Below are 15,313 nucleotides of genomic sequence, written 5' to 3' on the forward strand. Positions count from 1 at the left end.
GGCCCGCCGCAAACGAGGTGCCGTCCGGCGCCGGCACAAACGGGCCGGGGGCCGACAGACCGGGAGCAGACAGGCGTCGGGCCGCCCTGACGAGGACGGCCCGACGGTGTTGCGCACTACAGGAGAAGGAAGTCGAGAAGGGACGGAGGTCAGCTCAGACTCGGACTCGGACTCGGACTCGGACTCGGACTCACGCTCCGGTGACGGTGTGGGTGTCGGTGTCGGTGGAGCCCGTGAAGTTGGTGTCACCTCCGTAGACCGCGGTGATGAGGTAGCTGCCGGCCGTGGCCAGCGGGGTGCTGACCGCGGCGACACCGTCACCGTCGAGCGTCGCGGTGAGGGTCACGGTGGTCACCCCGTCCGTGACGGTGAAGGTGACGGTTCCGGTCGGGATTCCGCTGCCCGGAGCCACCGGCGTCACGAACGCCACGATGGTGACCGTGTCGCCGGCCCCGGACGGGTCCGGGAACGAGGTGACCGTGGTGGTCGTGCCCGACTGGCTCACCGTCTGGGTGTCGGTGCCGGTGGAACCGGTGAAGTTGACGTCGCCGCTGTAGGTCGCGGTGACGTTGTGGGTACCGGCGTCGAGTGTGCTGGTGGTGACGGTCGCGACCCCGCCGGCGACGGTGCCGGTGAGCGTTCCGCCCCCACCACCGTCGATGACGAAGACCACCGTGCCGGTCACCGTGCCGGATCCGGGCGCGACCGGGGCGACCGTGGCCGTAAAGGTCACTGTCTGCCCGAACACCGTCGGGTCAGGCGAGGACGAGACCGTCGTGGTCGTGGACGCCTGGCCCACGATCTGGGTGTCGGTGGCGGTGGACCCGGTGAAGTTGGCGTCACCGCTGTAGGTCGCGGTGACCGGGAAGGAGCCGGCCCCCAGCGCACTGGTCGAGACGGATGCCGTCCCGCCGGACAGGGTGGCGGTCAGCGTCGGACCGCCGGTGACGACGAAGGTGACCGTCCCCGTCGGGGTACCCGCACCCGGCGCGACCGGGGCGACGGTGGCCGTGAAGGTCACCGTCTCCCCTGCGACGGACGGGTTCGGCGCCAGGGACAGCACGGTGACCGTTGACGCCTGGTTGACGGTCTGGGTGTCGGTACCGACGGACGAGGCGAAGTTCGCGTCGCCACCGTAGGTCGCCGTTACGGAGTAGATTCCGGCGGTGACCAGGCCGTTGGTGGTGACGCTGGTGGTGCCGCCGCTGAGGGTTCCGGTGAGGGTCACGGTCGTCACGCCGTCCGTCGCGACGAACGTCACCGTGCCCGTGGGGGTGCCTGCACCCGGCGCGACCGGGGCGACCGTGGCGGTGAAGGTCACCGTCTCGCCCACCACCGACGGGTCGGGCGAGGACGAGACCGTTGTGGTCGTCGACGCCGCGGCCACCGTGTGGGTGTCCGTACCGACCGAGCCGGTGAAGCTTCCGTCGCCGCCGTAGGTCGCTGTGACCGAGTAACTTCCGGCGGTGACCAGACCGTTGGCGGTGACGCTGGTGGTGCCGCCACTGAGTGTGCCGGTGAGGGTCACCGTGGTCACGCCGTCCGTCGCGACGAACGTCACCGTGCCCGTGGGCGTGCCGGCACCCGGCGCGACCGGGGCGACCGTGGCGGTGAACGTCACCGTCTCGCCCACCACCGACGGGTCGGGCGAGGACGAGACCGTTGTGGTCGTTGATGCCTGGCCGACCGTCTGGGTGTCCGTACCGACGGAGGACGCGAAGTTCGCGTCGCCGCTGTACGTGGCCGTTACGGAGTAACTGCCCGCTGTCACCAGTCCGTTGGTGCTGACGCTGGTCGCGCCGCCAGTGAGGGTGCCGGTCAGCGCCACCGTGGTCACGCCGTCCGTGGCGACGAAGGTCACCGTGCCCGTAGGTGTACCGGTGCCCGGCGCGACGGGCGCGACCGTGGCCGTGAACGTGACCGTTTCGCCTACCACCGACGGGTCGGGCGACGAACTCACGGCAGTAGTTGTCGACGCCTGGCCCACCGTCTGGGTGTCCGTACCGGCTGACGACGCGAAGTTCGCGTCGCCGCTGTACGTCGCCGTCACGGAGTAACTTCCCGCCGTCACCAGGCCGTTGGTGGTGACGCTGGTCGTGCCGCCACTGAGGGTGCCGGTCAGCGCCACCGTGGTCACACCGTCCGTCGCGACGAAGGTCACCGTGCCCGTAGGCGTACCCGCACCCGGCGAAACCGGCGCCACCGTGGCCGTGAACGTCACCGTCTCACCCACTACGGACGGATCCGGCGACGAGGTGACCGTAGTGGTCGTCGACGCCTGCCCCACCGTATGGGTGTCCGTACCGACCGAGCCCGTGAAGCTTCCGTCACCGCTGTACGTCGCGGTCACGGTGTACACGCCCGCGGTCACCAACCCGCTGGTGGTCACGCTGGTCGTACCGCCACTGAGCGTGCCGGTCAGCGCCACCGTGGTCACGCCGTCCGTGGCCACGAAGGTCACCGTGCCCGTAGGCGTACCCGCACCCGGCGAAACCGGCGCGACCGTGGCTGTGAAGGTCACCGGCTCGCCCACTACGGACGGGTCGGGCGACGAAGTGACCGTCGTGGTCGTCGATGCCAGGTTCACCGTCTGGGTGTCCGTACCGGACGACGAGGTGAAGTTCGCGTCGCCGCTGTACGTCGCCGTGACCGTATGCGTGCCGACGCTCAATGCGCTGGTCGTGACGCTCGCGGTACCGCCCGAAAGCGTTCCGGTGAGCGTGGGACCACCAGTGATCACGAAAGTGACCGTCCCGGTCGGGGTACCCGCACCCGGCGCCACCGGGGCGACGACGGCCGTGAAGGTCACCGTCTCGCCGAACACCGACGGGTCGGGCGACGACGTGACCGTCGTGGTCGTCGATGCCGCGCCCACCGTCTGCGTATCCGTACCGACCGAACCGGTGAAGCTTCCGTCGCCGCTGTAGGTCGCCGTCACCGTGTACACGCCCGCGGTCACCAGCCCAGTGGTGGTCACGCTGGTCGTGCCCCCGCTGAGCGTGCCCGTGAGGGTCACCGTGGTCACGCCGTCCGTCGCCACGAAGGTCACCGTGCCCGTAGGCGTACCCGCACCCGGCGAAACCGGCGCCACCGTGGCTGTGAAGGTCACGGGCTCGCCCACTACGGACGGGTCCGGCGACGAGGTGACCGTCGTGGTCGTCGACGCCAGGTTCACCGTCTGGGTGTCCGTACCGGACGACGAGGTGAAGTTCGCGTCGCCGCTGTACGTCGCCGTGACCGTATGCGTGCCGACGCTCAACGCGCTGGTCGTGACGCTCGCGGTACCGCCCGAAAGCGTTCCGGTGAGCGTGGGACCACCAGTGATCACGAAGGTGACCGTCCCGGTCGGGGTACCCGCACCCGGCGCCACCGGGGCGACGACGGCCGTGAACGTCACCGGCTCACCGAACACCGACGGATCGGGCGACGAAGTGACCGTCGTGGTCGTCGACGCCGCGCCCACCGTATGGGTGTCCGTACCGACCGACGACGTGAAGCTCGCATCACCGCTGTAGGTCGCCGTGACGAGGTAGACGCCCGCCGTGACGAGCCCGCTGGTGGTCACGCTGGTTGTGCCCCCGCTGAGCGTGCCGGTCAGCGTCACCGTGGTCACGCCATCCGTCGCGACGAACGTCACCGTGCCCGTAGGCGTACCCGCACCCGGCGAAACCGGCGAAACCGTGGCCGAGAACGTCACCGGCTCGCCCACCACCGACGGGTCCGGCGACGAAGTGACCGTCGTGGTCGTCGATGCCAGGTTCACCGTCTGGGTGTCCGTACCGGACGACGAGGTGAAGTTCGCGTCGCCGCTGTACGTCGCCGTGACCGTATGCGTGCCGACGCTCAACGCGCTGGTCGTGACGCTCGCCGTCCCGCCGGAGAGGGTGCCGGTCAGGGTCGGACCGCCGCTGATGACGAAAGTGACCGTCCCGGTCGGGGTGCCCGCGCCCGGCGCGACCGGCGCGACGACCGCCGTGAACGTCACCGGCTCGCCGAACACCGACGGATCGGGCGACGAAGTGACCGTCGTGGTCGTCGACGCCGCGCCCACCGTCTGCGTGTCCGTACCCACCGACGACGCGAAGTTCGCATCACCGCTGTAGGTCGCGGTCACCGTGTACACGCCCGCGGTCACCAGCCCAGTGGTGGTCACGCTGGTCGTACCGCCGCTGAGCGTGCCGGTCAGCGTCACCGTGGTCACGCCATCCGTCGCGACGAATGTCACCGTGCCCGTAGGCGTACCCGCACCCGGCGAAACCGGCGCGACGACCGCCGTGAACGTCACCGGCTGGCCCACCACGGACGGGTCCGGCGACGAAGTGACCGTCGTAGTGGTCGACGCCTGCCCCACCGTCTGCGTGTCCGTACCGACCGAGGACGTGAAGTTGGCGTCACCGCTGTACGTCGCCGTCACGGTGTGCGTGCCGACGCTCAGCGCGCTGGTCGTGACGCTCGCCGTCCCGCCGGAGAGGGTGCCGGTCAGGGTCGGACCACCGCTGATGACGAACGTCACCGTCCCGGTCGGCGTGCCCGCGCCCGGCGCCACCGGCGCGACGACCGCCGTGAACGTCACCGGCTCACCGAACACCGACGGGTCGGGCGACGACGAGACCGTCGTGGTCGTCGACGCCTGCCCCACCGTCTGCGTGTCCGTACCCACCGACGACGCGAAGTTCGCATCACCGCTGTACGTCGCCGTGACCGTATGCGTACCGGCGCTCAGCGCGCTGGTCGTGACGCTCGCCGTCCCGCCGGAGAGGGTGCCGGTCAGCGTCGGACCGCCGCTGATGACGAACGTCACCGTCCCGGTCGGGGTCCCCACGCCCGGCACGACCGGCGCGACGGTGGCCGTGAAGGTGACCGGCTGCCCCACTACGGACGGGTCCGGCGACGAGGTGACCGTAGTGGTCGTCGCCGCCTGGTTCACGGTCTGGGTGTCGGTGTCGCTGGAGCCGGTGTAGTTGGCGTCTCCGCTGTAGGTCGCGGTGACGGTGTAAGTGCCCGCGGTGACCAGCCCGTTGGTGCTGACGGTCGCGACGCCGGCGCCGTCGAGGGTGCCGCTGAGGGTCACCGTGGTGACCCCGTTCGTGATGACGAAGCTGACGGTTCCCGTCGGGACGCCGCCGCCGGGGAACACCGGTCCCACAAAGGCGGTGAAGTTGACCGTTTGGCCCGTCACGGAGGGGTCGGGGAACGAGGTGACCGTAGTGGTCGTCGATGCCTGGTTGACGGTCTGGGTGTCCGTACCCACCGAACCGGAGAAGTTGGCGTCACCGCCGTAGGTCGCCGTGACCGTATGCGTGCCGGCGGAGAGGGCACTTGTGCTGACGCTCGCCGTCCCCCCGGACAAGGTGCCGGTCAGGGTCGGGCCGCCGGAGATGACGAAGGTCACCGTGCCGGTCGGCGTGCCTGCGCCCGGCGACACCGGCGCCACCGTGGCCGTGAACGTCACCGACTGCCCCACTACGGACGGGTCCGGCGACGAGGTGACCGTAGTGGTCGTCGATGCCTGGTTGACGGTCTGGGTGTCCGTACCCACCGAACCGGAGAAGTTGGCGTCACCGCTGTAGGTCGCCGTGACCGTATGCGAACCGGCGCCCAGCGCACTGGTGGTGACGGTCGCCGTGCCGCCGGAGAGGGTGCCGGTCAGGGTCGGGCCGCCGGAGATGACGAAGGTCACCGTGCCGGTCGGGGTCCCCGCGCCCGGTGGCACCGGGGCGACCGTCGCCGTGAAGGTCACCGACTGGCCGACCACGGACGGGTCCGGGGAGGAGGTGACGGTCGTGGTGGTCGCCGTCTGGCCCACCGTGTGGGTGTCCGTGCCGGTGGAGGGGTTGAAGTTGCCGTTGCCGCTGTAGGTCGCGGTGACCGTATGCGTACCGGCGGTCAGCGAACTGGTGGTGACGGTCGCCGTGCCGCCGGAGAGGGTGCCGGTCAGGGTCGGGCCGCCGGAGATGACGAAGGTGACGGTGCCGGTCGGGGTGCCCGCGCCGGGCGACACCGGGGCGACCGTGGCCGTGAAGGTCACCGGCTGGCCGACCGACGACGGGTCCGGCGAGGAGGTGACGGTCGTGGTCGTCGATGCCTTGTTGACCGTCTGGGTGTCCGTGCCGCTCGACGAGGCGAAGGTGCCGCTGCCGCTGTAGGTCGCGGTCACGGTGTGCGGGCCGACGCTGAGACTGCTGGTGGTGATGGTCGCCGTGCCGCCGGAGAGCGTCGCGATGAGGGTGGGGCCGCCGGAGATGGCGAAGGTGACCGTGCCGGTCGGGGTGCCCGAGCCGGGCGGGACGGGTGCGACGGTGGCGGTGAAGGTCACCGGCTGGCCGAAGACCGAGGGGTCGGGGGATGAGGTGACCGTGGTGGTCGTCGGGGTCAGAACCTGCTGCACCGTCTGGGTATCGGTGTCGGTCGACGCATTGAATTGCGCATTGCCGCCGTAGGTCGCGGTGATGAGGTGGGTGCCGGGGGTGAGCGTGCTGGTGGTGACGGTGGCCGTACCGCCGACGAGCGGGGCGGTCAGCGTGCCGCCCCCGCCACCGCCGATGACGAAGGTGACCGTGCCGGTCGGGGTGCCCGCGCCGGGCGCGACCGGTGTGACGGTGGCGGTGATGGAGACCGTCTGCCCGAAGTTCGACGGGTCCGGGGACGAGGTCACCACGGTGGAGGTCGACGCCTTGTTGATCGTGATGGACCCGAAGCCGCTGGACGGCGAGAACTGGGGGCTGCCGTTGTAGTTCGCAGTGAAGGTATGAAAACCGATGGGGATAGCGGTCGTGGTGACGGTCGCGGTGCCCCCGACGAGCGGGGCGGTCAGGGTGGGCCCGCCGGCGACGACGAAGGTCACGGTGCCGGTGGGTGTTCCCAGCCCCAGCGGGATGACGGTGGCGGTCAAAGTGACCGGCTGTCCGAACACAGCCGGGTTTGGTGATGCGCTCGCCAAGGTGAAGGTGGGTGCCATGCTCTCTGGCCCTCCGGTTGCTGGATGTTGGCGGGCCGTTCAGCTCCCCGCGGAGCCGGTGCTGCTGCGGGAAGTGGGCATCAACCTGGGAGCGGGCACGGCAAGGACAGCCGATGTGAATTCGCATCTGCATACCGAAGCCCCCCGCCAGGTATGCAACCCGCCGGTCAGTAACATCAGTAGGCGCGCCATTCAGGCCGCCACGCCATAGGCGTCACACCCAATTACCCTGAATGGCGCAGCGCGAGGTGGCGCTCAGGACGCAGCGGGGCGCGCGCCACCGGGCGTAGATGTGGCAGGGGTCAGCACTGGTGACGCCCGGTGGGTACGGGACGCCACCGGGAGCGGCGCCGACACCACCCTCAACGCCGTTGCACAACAGCGCAGTTGGGGGCGAGGCGCACGCGGGTGGGGAGCTGACGGACATCCGCTGATTTGCCAGCGCAACGCATTCGCAGGGTCAGGCGAGCGGGGCGGCGACTTCCCCTTGCCGCCTCAACCGACCCTAGACGTCAGGGAGTTGACCAGGCGAGAGGCGACTTTTCGCCAGTCGCCCGGATCAACCGCCGTCTACGCTGGCCAATGATCGGGGCAAGAGCCCGTTCACCCCCGAGGACGGAGGAGCCAGACCATGACCGAGCACGCCCGAGCGCTGGAACAGCTGTCCGGACATCTGACCTTGTGCCGCCCGGTCCCCGGGGACCACGCGCGGCTTCGGCAGGCCCTCACCGACTGGTGGGACGGCCTGGGCGGCGAAGCGGGCGCACAGCAGCGCCGGCTGCTCGTACCGCGCCTCTGGCTTCAGCACTTCGCCGACACCAGCTTCCTGGTCGAGCGGCCCGACCAGACCCTGCACGCCTTTCTGATCGGCTTCCTGTCCCAGACGGACCCCAGGACCGCGTATATCCACTTCGCGGGCGTGTGCCCGGAGGGCCGTCGGGAGGGGATCGGCAGCACCCTCTACGACCGCTTCTTCGCTACGGCCCGCGCGGCCGGCCGCAGCCAGGTCCGCTGCATCACCAGCCCCAACAACCGCAACTCCATCGCGTACCACACCCGTATGGGATTCCAGCTGGAGCCGGGCGACCGGATCGACGACGACGGCGTCCCGGTGCACGGCGACTACGACGGGCCGGGGCTGGACCGGGTGTGCTTCGTACGGGAGTTGTAGCGCGGGCCGACCGCAACAAGCAGCGTATTTCGGCGCCGCGCGCAGCCGCCGCGCCCGGGGTACCCGGCGATCAAGAAGCTGTGGGAGAACGGTCGTATCAGTGATCCTGTCCGGCCTTGTCAGCGTGACACAGCGCGGCCACCGCTCGGCCGTCGTCGGGTTCCGGCCAGGAACTCCCGGCGACGACAGGGGCGGTGGCCGCAGCTGCGTACGCGTCTCCGGCCGCGAGCCCGCTCACCGGAAGCGGGCGCCGGTGCACGGCCGTCCGTCACTCCCCCGGCGGCAGCGCCCTGAGCAGCGCGTCCAGGACGCCCGCGAAGGAATGGTCGGGCGGGGTGCCGTAGGCCACGACCAGAGCGTCACGAATGGCCGTTGGGGCGGCGGGATCGTGGAAGCTGCTGAGGCCCTCCAGAGCGAGGCCCTGCCAGCGGGCGGCCTGGACGATGGACTGCTCGGTGCCGGGCGGGAGTTCCAGTACGGCGTGGAGTCCGGCGGCGATGCCGGAGACATGGACGTGGGGCGCGCGGTCGGCCAGGGCGGCCACCAACTGGTCGCGGCGGCGCCGGTAGCGCAGCCGCATCCCGCGCAGATGCCGGTCGTAGGCGCCCGAGGAGATGAACTCGGCGAGGGTGAGCTGCTCCAGCTGCCCGGACTGCCATTCGCCGGTGCGCTTGACGGCGAGCAGCGGGTCGACGAGGCGGTCCGGCAGCACCATCCAGGCCAGCCGCAGTGCGGGGGCCAGACTCTTGCTCGCGGTGCCCAGGTACACCACGTGGTCGGGGTCCAGCCCCTGGAGCGCGCCGACCGGCTGGCGGTCGTAGCGGAACTCCCCGTCGTAGTCGTCCTCCAGGACGTAACCACCGTTGGCGCGTGCCCAGTTGACGGCGGCGGCACGGCGGTCGGGGTGCAGCGGCACGCCGGTGGGGAACTGGTGGGCGGGGGTGAGGAGGGCGGCCCGCAGGTCGTCGAGGGCGGACAGCTCCTCGGTACGGGCGCCGTGTTCATCGACGCCGAGGGGCACGGTGCGCAGACCGGCGCGTTCGATCACGTCCCGGTGGAAGCGGAGGCCGTACGCCTCGGTGGCCAGCCGCCCGGTGCCCAGCGCCCGGCTGAGCAGTGCCAGCCCCTGCATGAAACCGGTGCAGATCACGATGCGGTCGGGGTCGGCGCGTACGCCACGGGCGCGGGCGAGGTAGTCGGCGAGGACGGTGCGGAGTTCGGGGCGGCCGCGCGGGGTGCCGTAGCCGAAGGCCTCGCTGGGGGCGGCGGTCAGGGCGCGGCGGGCGGCGGCGAGCCAGGCGGTGCGGGGGAAGGCGGAGACATCGGGGGTGCCCGGGGTGAGGTCGAGGCGCGGCCGGTCGGGGTGGCCGGCCGGACCCGTGGTGCGCCGCGAGGCGGGCGTGGCGCGCGGCAGGACCCGCTCCGCCACGCGGGTGCCGGAGCCCTGCCGTGCGCTGAGCCAGCCCTCGGCGACGAGTTCGGCGTAGGCGTCGGCGACGGTGTTGCGGGCGATGCCGAGGTCGGCGGCGAGCGAGCGGGAGGACGGCAGCCGGGTGCCGGGGGTCAGCCGGCCGGACCGTACGGCGTCCCGCAGGGCGTGCAGCAGCGCGGCCCGCAGCCCGCCGGGCCCGGTGAGGTCGAGGTGCAGATCGCGACCGAAAGTGGCCCAGGAATTCCCCATGTAAGTGGACCATACAGCTGCGCCATTGCCGCCGTAGCGTCGTAGCCATGACGACCACACCGACAGCACAGACGACGACACCGGCCACGGCCTCCGGGACGGCGGGGGGCGCGGCGCACCGGCACGGCCCCCGGCTGCACTGGGCGAAACTCGCGCCGGACGTCTACAAGGCCATGATCGCGCTGGATGCGGCGGCGAAGCAGGGCCTCGACCCGACGCTGGTCGAGCTGGTCAAGATCCGGGCGTCGCAGCTCAACCACTGCGCCTTCTGCATCGATATGCACATCACGGACGCCCGCAAGGCCGGCGAGACCGAGCAGCGCGTCTACCTCCTCAACGCCTGGGAGGAGGCCGCCGGCCACTACACCGAAAAGGAGCAGGCCGCCCTCGCCCTCACCGAGGCGGTCACCCTCCTCACCGACGGCTTCGTCCCGGACGCCGTCTACGACCGCGCCGCGGCCCACTTCGACGACACCGAACTCGCCCAGCTCATCGCCCTGATCACCACCATCAACGCCTGGAACCGCTTCGGCGTCGCCACCCGCATGACCCCGGGGCAGGCATGATCGCGACCGAGACCGCGCGGCTCCCCTTCTACCGGCTCGCGCCCGGCATCCACGACCCGCTGCTGGCACTGACCCGGGCCGCCAAGAAAGACCTCGACCCGACTCTGGTCGAGCTCCTCCTCATCCGGGCCTCACAGCTCAACCACTGCGCCTTCTGCCTCGATATGCATGTCACGGACGCCCGCAAGGCCGGGGAGACCGACGAGCGGATCGCCCTCCTCAGCGCCTGGGAGGAAGCCGCGGACCACTACAGCGACAAGGAACGGGCCGCCCTCGCCCTCACCGAGGCCGTGACCCTGGTGGCCCGGGGTGGCGTATCGGACGAGGTCTACGAGCGCGCAGCGGCCCACTTCGACGACACCGAAATCGTCCGCCTCATCGCGCTGATCACCGCCATCAACTCCTGGAACCGGATCAATGTGGCGGCCCGGGTACCGGTGGGGGCAGCGCTGACCCCGATCGGCGGTGCCTCATGACGGCCGCCGCCGCACTGCGCGCCCTCCACCACGGCCCCGGCCTGCCGCTGGTCCTGCCCGGCCCCTGGGACGCCGCCAGCGCCAGGGTCTTCGCCGACGCCGGCTTCCCGGCACTGGCCACCCCCAGCGCGGGCGTCGCGGCCTCCCTCGGCTACGAGGACGGCGCGACCCCGCCGGACGAGATGTTCGCCGCCGTCGCGCGCATCGCCCGCGCCGTCGACATCCCGGTCTCGGCGGACGTGGAAGCCGGATACGGCCTGTCCGCCCGGGAGTTGGTCGGCCGGCTCGCGGACGCCGGGGCGGTGGGCTGCAACCTGGAGGACACCGACCACACCACCGGCCAACTACGGGACGCACACCAGCAGGCCGACTGGCTGGCCGAGGTCCGCGCCGAGGCAGGCGACGCCCTGGTGATCAACGCCCGGATCGACACCTACCTGCGCGGCGTCCCGGACAGCGACGAGACGGTCCGCCGCGGCCGCCTCTACGCCGCGGCGGGCGCCGACTGCGTCTACCCCATCCTGGCGCCACCGCCCCTCCTGGCCGAACTGGCCACCGCCATCGGCCTCCCGCTCAACGCCGTGGTGACCGCGGACGGTCCCACACCCCGCGAACTCGGCGCCCTGGGCGCGGCCAGGGTCACCTTCGGCCCGGGACTGCAGCGGCAGGCGATGGCGGCGTTGACGGGGATGGCGGAGCGGGTGCGGGAGGAGCTGCGAGGGGCGGCAGCGGGGGGGCTGAGGCCCTGAGAGTCCCTTGGGCGGGGGCCGGCCCATGTACACCCCGTGCCCGGCCCCACTCCCTGCCCACTTCTACCGCTCGTCCGTCCCCGCCACCTTCCCCGTGCTGAGGGCCAGCCGGTTCCAGGTGTTGATGGTGAAGATCAGGGCCAGCAGACGGGCCAACTCCGGCTCGTCGAAGTGGGCGGCCGCGCGCCGGTAGACCTCATCCGGTACGCCACCCTGCGCCACCAGGGTCACGGCCTCGGTGAGGGCGAGGGCCGCCCGCTCCTTCGGAGTGAAGAAGTGCGCGGCCTCCTCCCAGACGGCGACCATGTGCAGACGTTCCTCGCTCTCACCGGCCTTGCGGGCGTCGGTGGTGTGCATATGCAGGCAGTACGCGCACTTGTTGAGCTGCGAGGAACGGATCTGGACCAGTTCCACCAGGGCCGGATCGAGCCCCTCACGTGCCGCCGCGTCGAACCCGATCAGGGCCTTGAACGCCTTCGGCGCCGCCTTGGCGAAGTTGATCCGACGCACACCACCGGCCGCGCCCTTCACCTCGCTCGCTTCGCCCTGCTCCGCCTGGTTGAACTGTGCTTCCTTGACCTGCGCTTCATTCGTCATGCCTTGAATCTAGAAGAGCAGGCGACCGGCTGTAGGGTGCATTTCCATGCCGGAATCATGGGTCAATCCTGCCGAGAGTCTGGGCGCCGATCTGCATCTGGAGCTGACCGGGCCCGGCAGCCGCCGCGCCGTCCTCATCCGGGCGCTGCGGGACTCGATACGGTCCGGACGGCTCGCCCCCGGCACCCGGCTGCCGCCCTACCGCTCGCTCGCCGTGGACCTCGGCATCGCCCGTAACACCGTCGCCGACGCCTACGCCGAACTCGTCGCCGAGGGCTGGCTCAGCGCGCGGCAGGGCTCCGGTACCCGCGTCGCCCACCGCGCGAAGCCGCTGACGCCCACCCGGGCCCCGGCTCACCGCGCCCCCGTGAGCCGCCCCACGCACAACCTGCTCCAGGGGCAGCCGGACGCCGCGTCCTTCCCGCGCACCGCCTGGCTCGCCGCCGCCCGCCGTGCGCTGACCGCCGCGCCACACGATGCGTTCGGACCCGGCGACCCACGTGGCCGCCCCGAACTGCGTCGCGCCCTCGCCGACTACCTGGCGCGCACCCGTGGCGTACGCACCGACCCCGAACGCATCGTGATCTGCTCCGGCTTCGCCCACGCGCTGCGCCTGCTGCTGCCCGCCGTTCTCCCCGGCCCCCTTGCCGTCGAGTCCTACGGCCTCCCCTTCCACCGTGGCCTCCTGGCCACGGCCGGCGTCCGCACCCACCCCCTCGGCATTGACGAACACGGCGCCGTCAGTACGGAGTTGGAGTTGACGGCAGCCAGGGAGGTGGCGGCGGTCCTGCTCACCCCCGCCCATCAGTTCCCGCTCGGCGTCCCCCTGCACCCCGACCGTCGCGCGGCGGTCATCAACTGGGCCAGGGAGAACGGGCGTTACATCCTGGAAGACGACTACGACGGCGAATTCCGCTACGACCGCAAGCCCGTCGGCGCCCTCCAGGGCCTGGATCCGGAACGCGTCCTGCACATCGGCTCGGTCAGCAAGAGCCTCTCCCCCGCGGTGCGGCTGGGCTGGATGGTGCTGCCCGACCGCCTCGTCGACGCCGTACTGGCGGCCAAGGGCGAACGTGAGGCATGGGCGGGCGTCACCGACCAGCTCACCCTCGCCGAGTTCCTCACCCACGGCGCCTACGACCGGCACATCCGCCGGATGCGCCAGCGCTACCGCAGACGCCGCGACCAGCTGATCGACGCGGTGACCTGCCATGCTCCGCACCTCACCGTCACCGGTATCGCCGCCGGTCTGCACGCCGTCCTCCAACTCCCCGACGGCTCGGGCGAGTCGGACGAACAAGCGGCCCTGCGCGCCGCCCGCTGGCAGGGCCTGGCCCTCGACGGCCTCTCCGACTACCGCCACCCCGAGGCCATCATGGCCCCCCGCCACGGCCTGGTCGTCGGCTATGCGACCCCCAGCGACAGCGCCTTCCCCGCCGCCCTGGAGGCACTGTGCCGGGCGCTGCCGCCCATGGGGTAGGAGCCGTCGGCCGGGGTCACGGGCCGGCTCTCGTGGCGGCCCCCGCATCGCACTGGGGTTTTCCCCACCCCAGCTGTGTGGCCCGCCGCATGGTCAACGGCGGCCGTGTGCGGCGATCGTGGAAGGACCGAGGCAACGGTCAGGGGTTTTCCGCTCGACCGCCCCGGCAAGGGCGCCACGTGCCGTGTCGAGGTCCGACTTCCTGACTGAAGGCCCCGGAAGACCGCTTGAAAGATCACGATAGGGGGAACCGTGAAGCATCTCGTGGAGCATGCTCTTGCGCGCCGCACGCTGCTGGCCGGCGCGGCGGCAGCCGGTACGGGCATGGTGACGGCGGGAACGGCGGGGAGGGCCGCGGCCGACGGGTGGCGGCAGCCGGTGGCGCACGGCGCGATGGGGCAAGGGGCGACGGGGCAAAGGCAGTTGGTGCAACGGCCGTTAGGGCAAGATCCTTTGACCCAAGGTGCGGTGGACGCCGAGGTGGCGCGTCTGCAGCGCGGGCTGATCGAGCTGCGGCGGGATCTCCACCGGCACCCCGAGCTGCCGGGGCAGGAGCGGCGCACCGCCGGTGTGGTGGCCCGTGAGCTACGGGCGGCCGGGCTGACCGTCACCACCGGGGTGGGCGGCCATGGCGTCGTCGGCGTCCTGCGGGGCGCGTACCGGGGCCGGACGGTGGCGTACCGGGCGAACATGGACGCGGTGCCGCCCACCGGCATCGTCGGGGGCGGCCCTGAGGCGGCCCATCTCTGCGGGCATGACATCCACACCACGGTGGCCCTCGGCGTCGCGCGGGTCCTGGCGCGGCTGCGGCACCAACTGAGCGGAACGGTGGTGTTCCTCTTCCAGCCGGCCGAAGAGACCCTGTCCGGGGCCCGCGCGCTGATCGACACGGGCGTACTGGAGCGCACGGGCGTTGCGGAGATCCACGCGCTGCACTGCGGACCGTTCCCCGTGGGCCGGTTCGCGGTGACTCCGGGCTACGGGCTGCCCGGCCAGGACAAGGCGCGGGTGACTCTCCGCGGGCCGGACGCGCCCGCTGCCGCCCGGCGACTGGCCGCCCGGATCGGCGCACTCGCCACGCTGCGCGAGCCGCAGACCCCGGCCGACATCGAGCAGTTGCTCACCGACGCCCAGACGCCCAACGGGCCGCTGGCCCGCTTCGTGGCGGTCCGGGCCGTCGCGGAGGAAGCCACGGTGAGTGTGTCCTACCGCTGCTGGCCACAGGAGCGGTACCGGGAGGTCCGCGAGGACATCCGCCGACTGGCCGGCTCCTGCGCGGGGTCCGGGGCGACGGCGACAGGCGCCGGGGTGAACTTCCCCGCCGAGCCCTTCCCGGCCATGGTCTGCCCGGAACGCGACGCCCGCAGGCTCGCCCACCACCTGCGCCGCACCACGGGCCGGGACGCGGTGACCGAACTCCATGCCGCCTTCCCGCCTTTCAGCGGCGAGGACTTCGCCCTCTACCTGGACCGCGTCCCCGGCACCTTTACCTTCCTGGGCGTCCGCGCCCCCGGCGCACCCGTCACCACCAGCTATCCGCACTACCCCGACTTCACCCCGGACGAGCAGGCCATCGGCATCGGGATACGGGCCATGACCGGCTGGATCGCGGAGCGGACCCACAGTGCGTAGCGC

General features: G+C 71.6%; 9 protein-coding genes. 6 read left to right on the forward strand and 3 right to left on the reverse strand.

Annotation, left to right across the window (positions count from 1 at the left end; genetic code table 11):
- Window positions 1–190: 190 nt before the first annotated feature.
- Window positions 191–6,958 carry an Ig-like domain-containing protein gene (locus STRTU_RS13270; RefSeq protein ID WP_269777355.1) on the reverse strand — a complete coding sequence of 2,256 codons (6,768 nt, stop codon included), beginning with the start codon at window positions 6,956–6,958 and terminating at the stop codon, window positions 191–193.
- Between the two features lie 631 nt (window positions 6,959–7,589).
- Here STRTU_RS13270 and STRTU_RS13275 point away from each other — a divergent pair.
- Window positions 7,590–8,129 carry a GNAT family N-acetyltransferase gene (locus STRTU_RS13275; RefSeq protein WP_159743729.1) on the forward strand — a complete coding sequence of 180 codons (540 nt, stop codon included), beginning with the start codon at window positions 7,590–7,592 and terminating at the stop codon, window positions 8,127–8,129.
- Window positions 8,130–8,397: 268 nt separating this feature from the next.
- On the opposite strand, the gene pdxR (STRTU_RS13280) is transcribed toward STRTU_RS13275, so the two are convergent.
- A complete protein-coding gene (gene pdxR, locus STRTU_RS13280; protein ID WP_159743730.1) occupies window positions 8,398–9,810 on the reverse strand; it encodes a MocR-like pyridoxine biosynthesis transcription factor PdxR in 1,413 nt (470 codons plus the stop codon).
- Window positions 9,811–9,857: 47 nt separating this feature from the next.
- Between pdxR (STRTU_RS13280) and STRTU_RS13285 the strand changes: the two genes are divergently transcribed.
- The 3 genes from STRTU_RS13285 to STRTU_RS13295 are packed head-to-tail and all read left to right on the forward strand — an operon-like array spanning window position 9,858 to window position 11,601.
- The gene (locus STRTU_RS13285) at window positions 9,858–10,376 is read left to right on the forward strand and encodes a carboxymuconolactone decarboxylase family protein (RefSeq protein WP_159743731.1); all 519 of its coding nucleotides are present in this window, start codon (window positions 9,858–9,860) and stop codon (window positions 10,374–10,376) included.
- The gene (locus tag STRTU_RS13290; RefSeq protein ID WP_159743732.1) at window positions 10,373–10,852 is read left to right on the forward strand and encodes a carboxymuconolactone decarboxylase family protein; all 480 of its coding nucleotides are present in this window, start codon (window positions 10,373–10,375) and stop codon (window positions 10,850–10,852) included. Before STRTU_RS13285 ends, STRTU_RS13290 begins: the two co-directional genes overlap by 4 nt.
- Complete coding sequence (locus STRTU_RS13295) at window positions 10,849–11,601, forward strand: isocitrate lyase/PEP mutase family protein (protein ID WP_159743733.1); 753 nt, start codon at window positions 10,849–10,851, stop codon at window positions 11,599–11,601. Before STRTU_RS13290 ends, STRTU_RS13295 begins: the two co-directional genes overlap by 4 nt.
- Window positions 11,602–11,664: 63 nt before the next feature.
- Here STRTU_RS13295 and STRTU_RS13300 read toward each other — a convergent pair whose 3' ends face one another.
- Window positions 11,665–12,198, reverse strand: coding sequence for a carboxymuconolactone decarboxylase family protein (locus tag STRTU_RS13300; RefSeq protein WP_159743734.1), 534 nt, complete (start codon window positions 12,196–12,198; stop codon window positions 11,665–11,667).
- A 46-nt stretch (window positions 12,199–12,244) separates the two neighbouring features.
- Between STRTU_RS13300 and pdxR (STRTU_RS13305) the strand changes: the two genes are divergently transcribed.
- On the forward strand, window positions 12,245–13,678 hold the full coding sequence (gene pdxR / locus STRTU_RS13305; protein ID WP_159743735.1) for a MocR-like pyridoxine biosynthesis transcription factor PdxR: 1,434 nt from the start codon (window positions 12,245–12,247) through the stop codon (window positions 13,676–13,678).
- Between the two features lie 468 nt (window positions 13,679–14,146).
- Window positions 14,147–15,310: a M20 metallopeptidase family protein gene (locus STRTU_RS13310; RefSeq protein WP_371873589.1), complete on the forward strand. Its 1,164-nt coding sequence runs from the start codon at window positions 14,147–14,149 to the stop codon at window positions 15,308–15,310.
- The last annotated feature ends 3 nt before the right edge of the window (window positions 15,311–15,313 follow it).

Origin of the sequence: Streptomyces tubercidicus (assembly GCF_027497495.1) — a bacterium.
Classification (GTDB): Bacteria; Actinomycetota; Actinomycetes; order Streptomycetales; family Streptomycetaceae; genus Streptomyces; species Streptomyces tubercidicus.

Coding starts and splice junctions, on each gene's coding strand:
- STRTU_RS13270 (WP_269777355.1), bottom strand. CDS start 6,958: ATGGCACCCACCTTCACCTTGGCGAGCGCATCACCAAACCCGGCTGTG.
- STRTU_RS13275 (WP_159743729.1), top strand. CDS start 7,590: ATGACCGAGCACGCCCGAGCGCTGGAACAGCTGTCCGGACATCTGACC.
- pdxR (WP_159743730.1), bottom strand. CDS start 9,810: ATGGGGAATTCCTGGGCCACTTTCGGTCGCGATCTGCACCTCGACCTC.
- STRTU_RS13285 (WP_159743731.1), top strand. CDS start 9,858: ATGACGACCACACCGACAGCACAGACGACGACACCGGCCACGGCCTCC.
- STRTU_RS13290 (WP_159743732.1), top strand. CDS start 10,373: ATGATCGCGACCGAGACCGCGCGGCTCCCCTTCTACCGGCTCGCGCCC.
- STRTU_RS13295 (WP_159743733.1), top strand. CDS start 10,849: ATGACGGCCGCCGCCGCACTGCGCGCCCTCCACCACGGCCCCGGCCTG.
- STRTU_RS13300 (WP_159743734.1), bottom strand. CDS start 12,198: ATGACGAATGAAGCGCAGGTCAAGGAAGCACAGTTCAACCAGGCGGAG.
- pdxR (WP_159743735.1), top strand. CDS start 12,245: ATGCCGGAATCATGGGTCAATCCTGCCGAGAGTCTGGGCGCCGATCTG.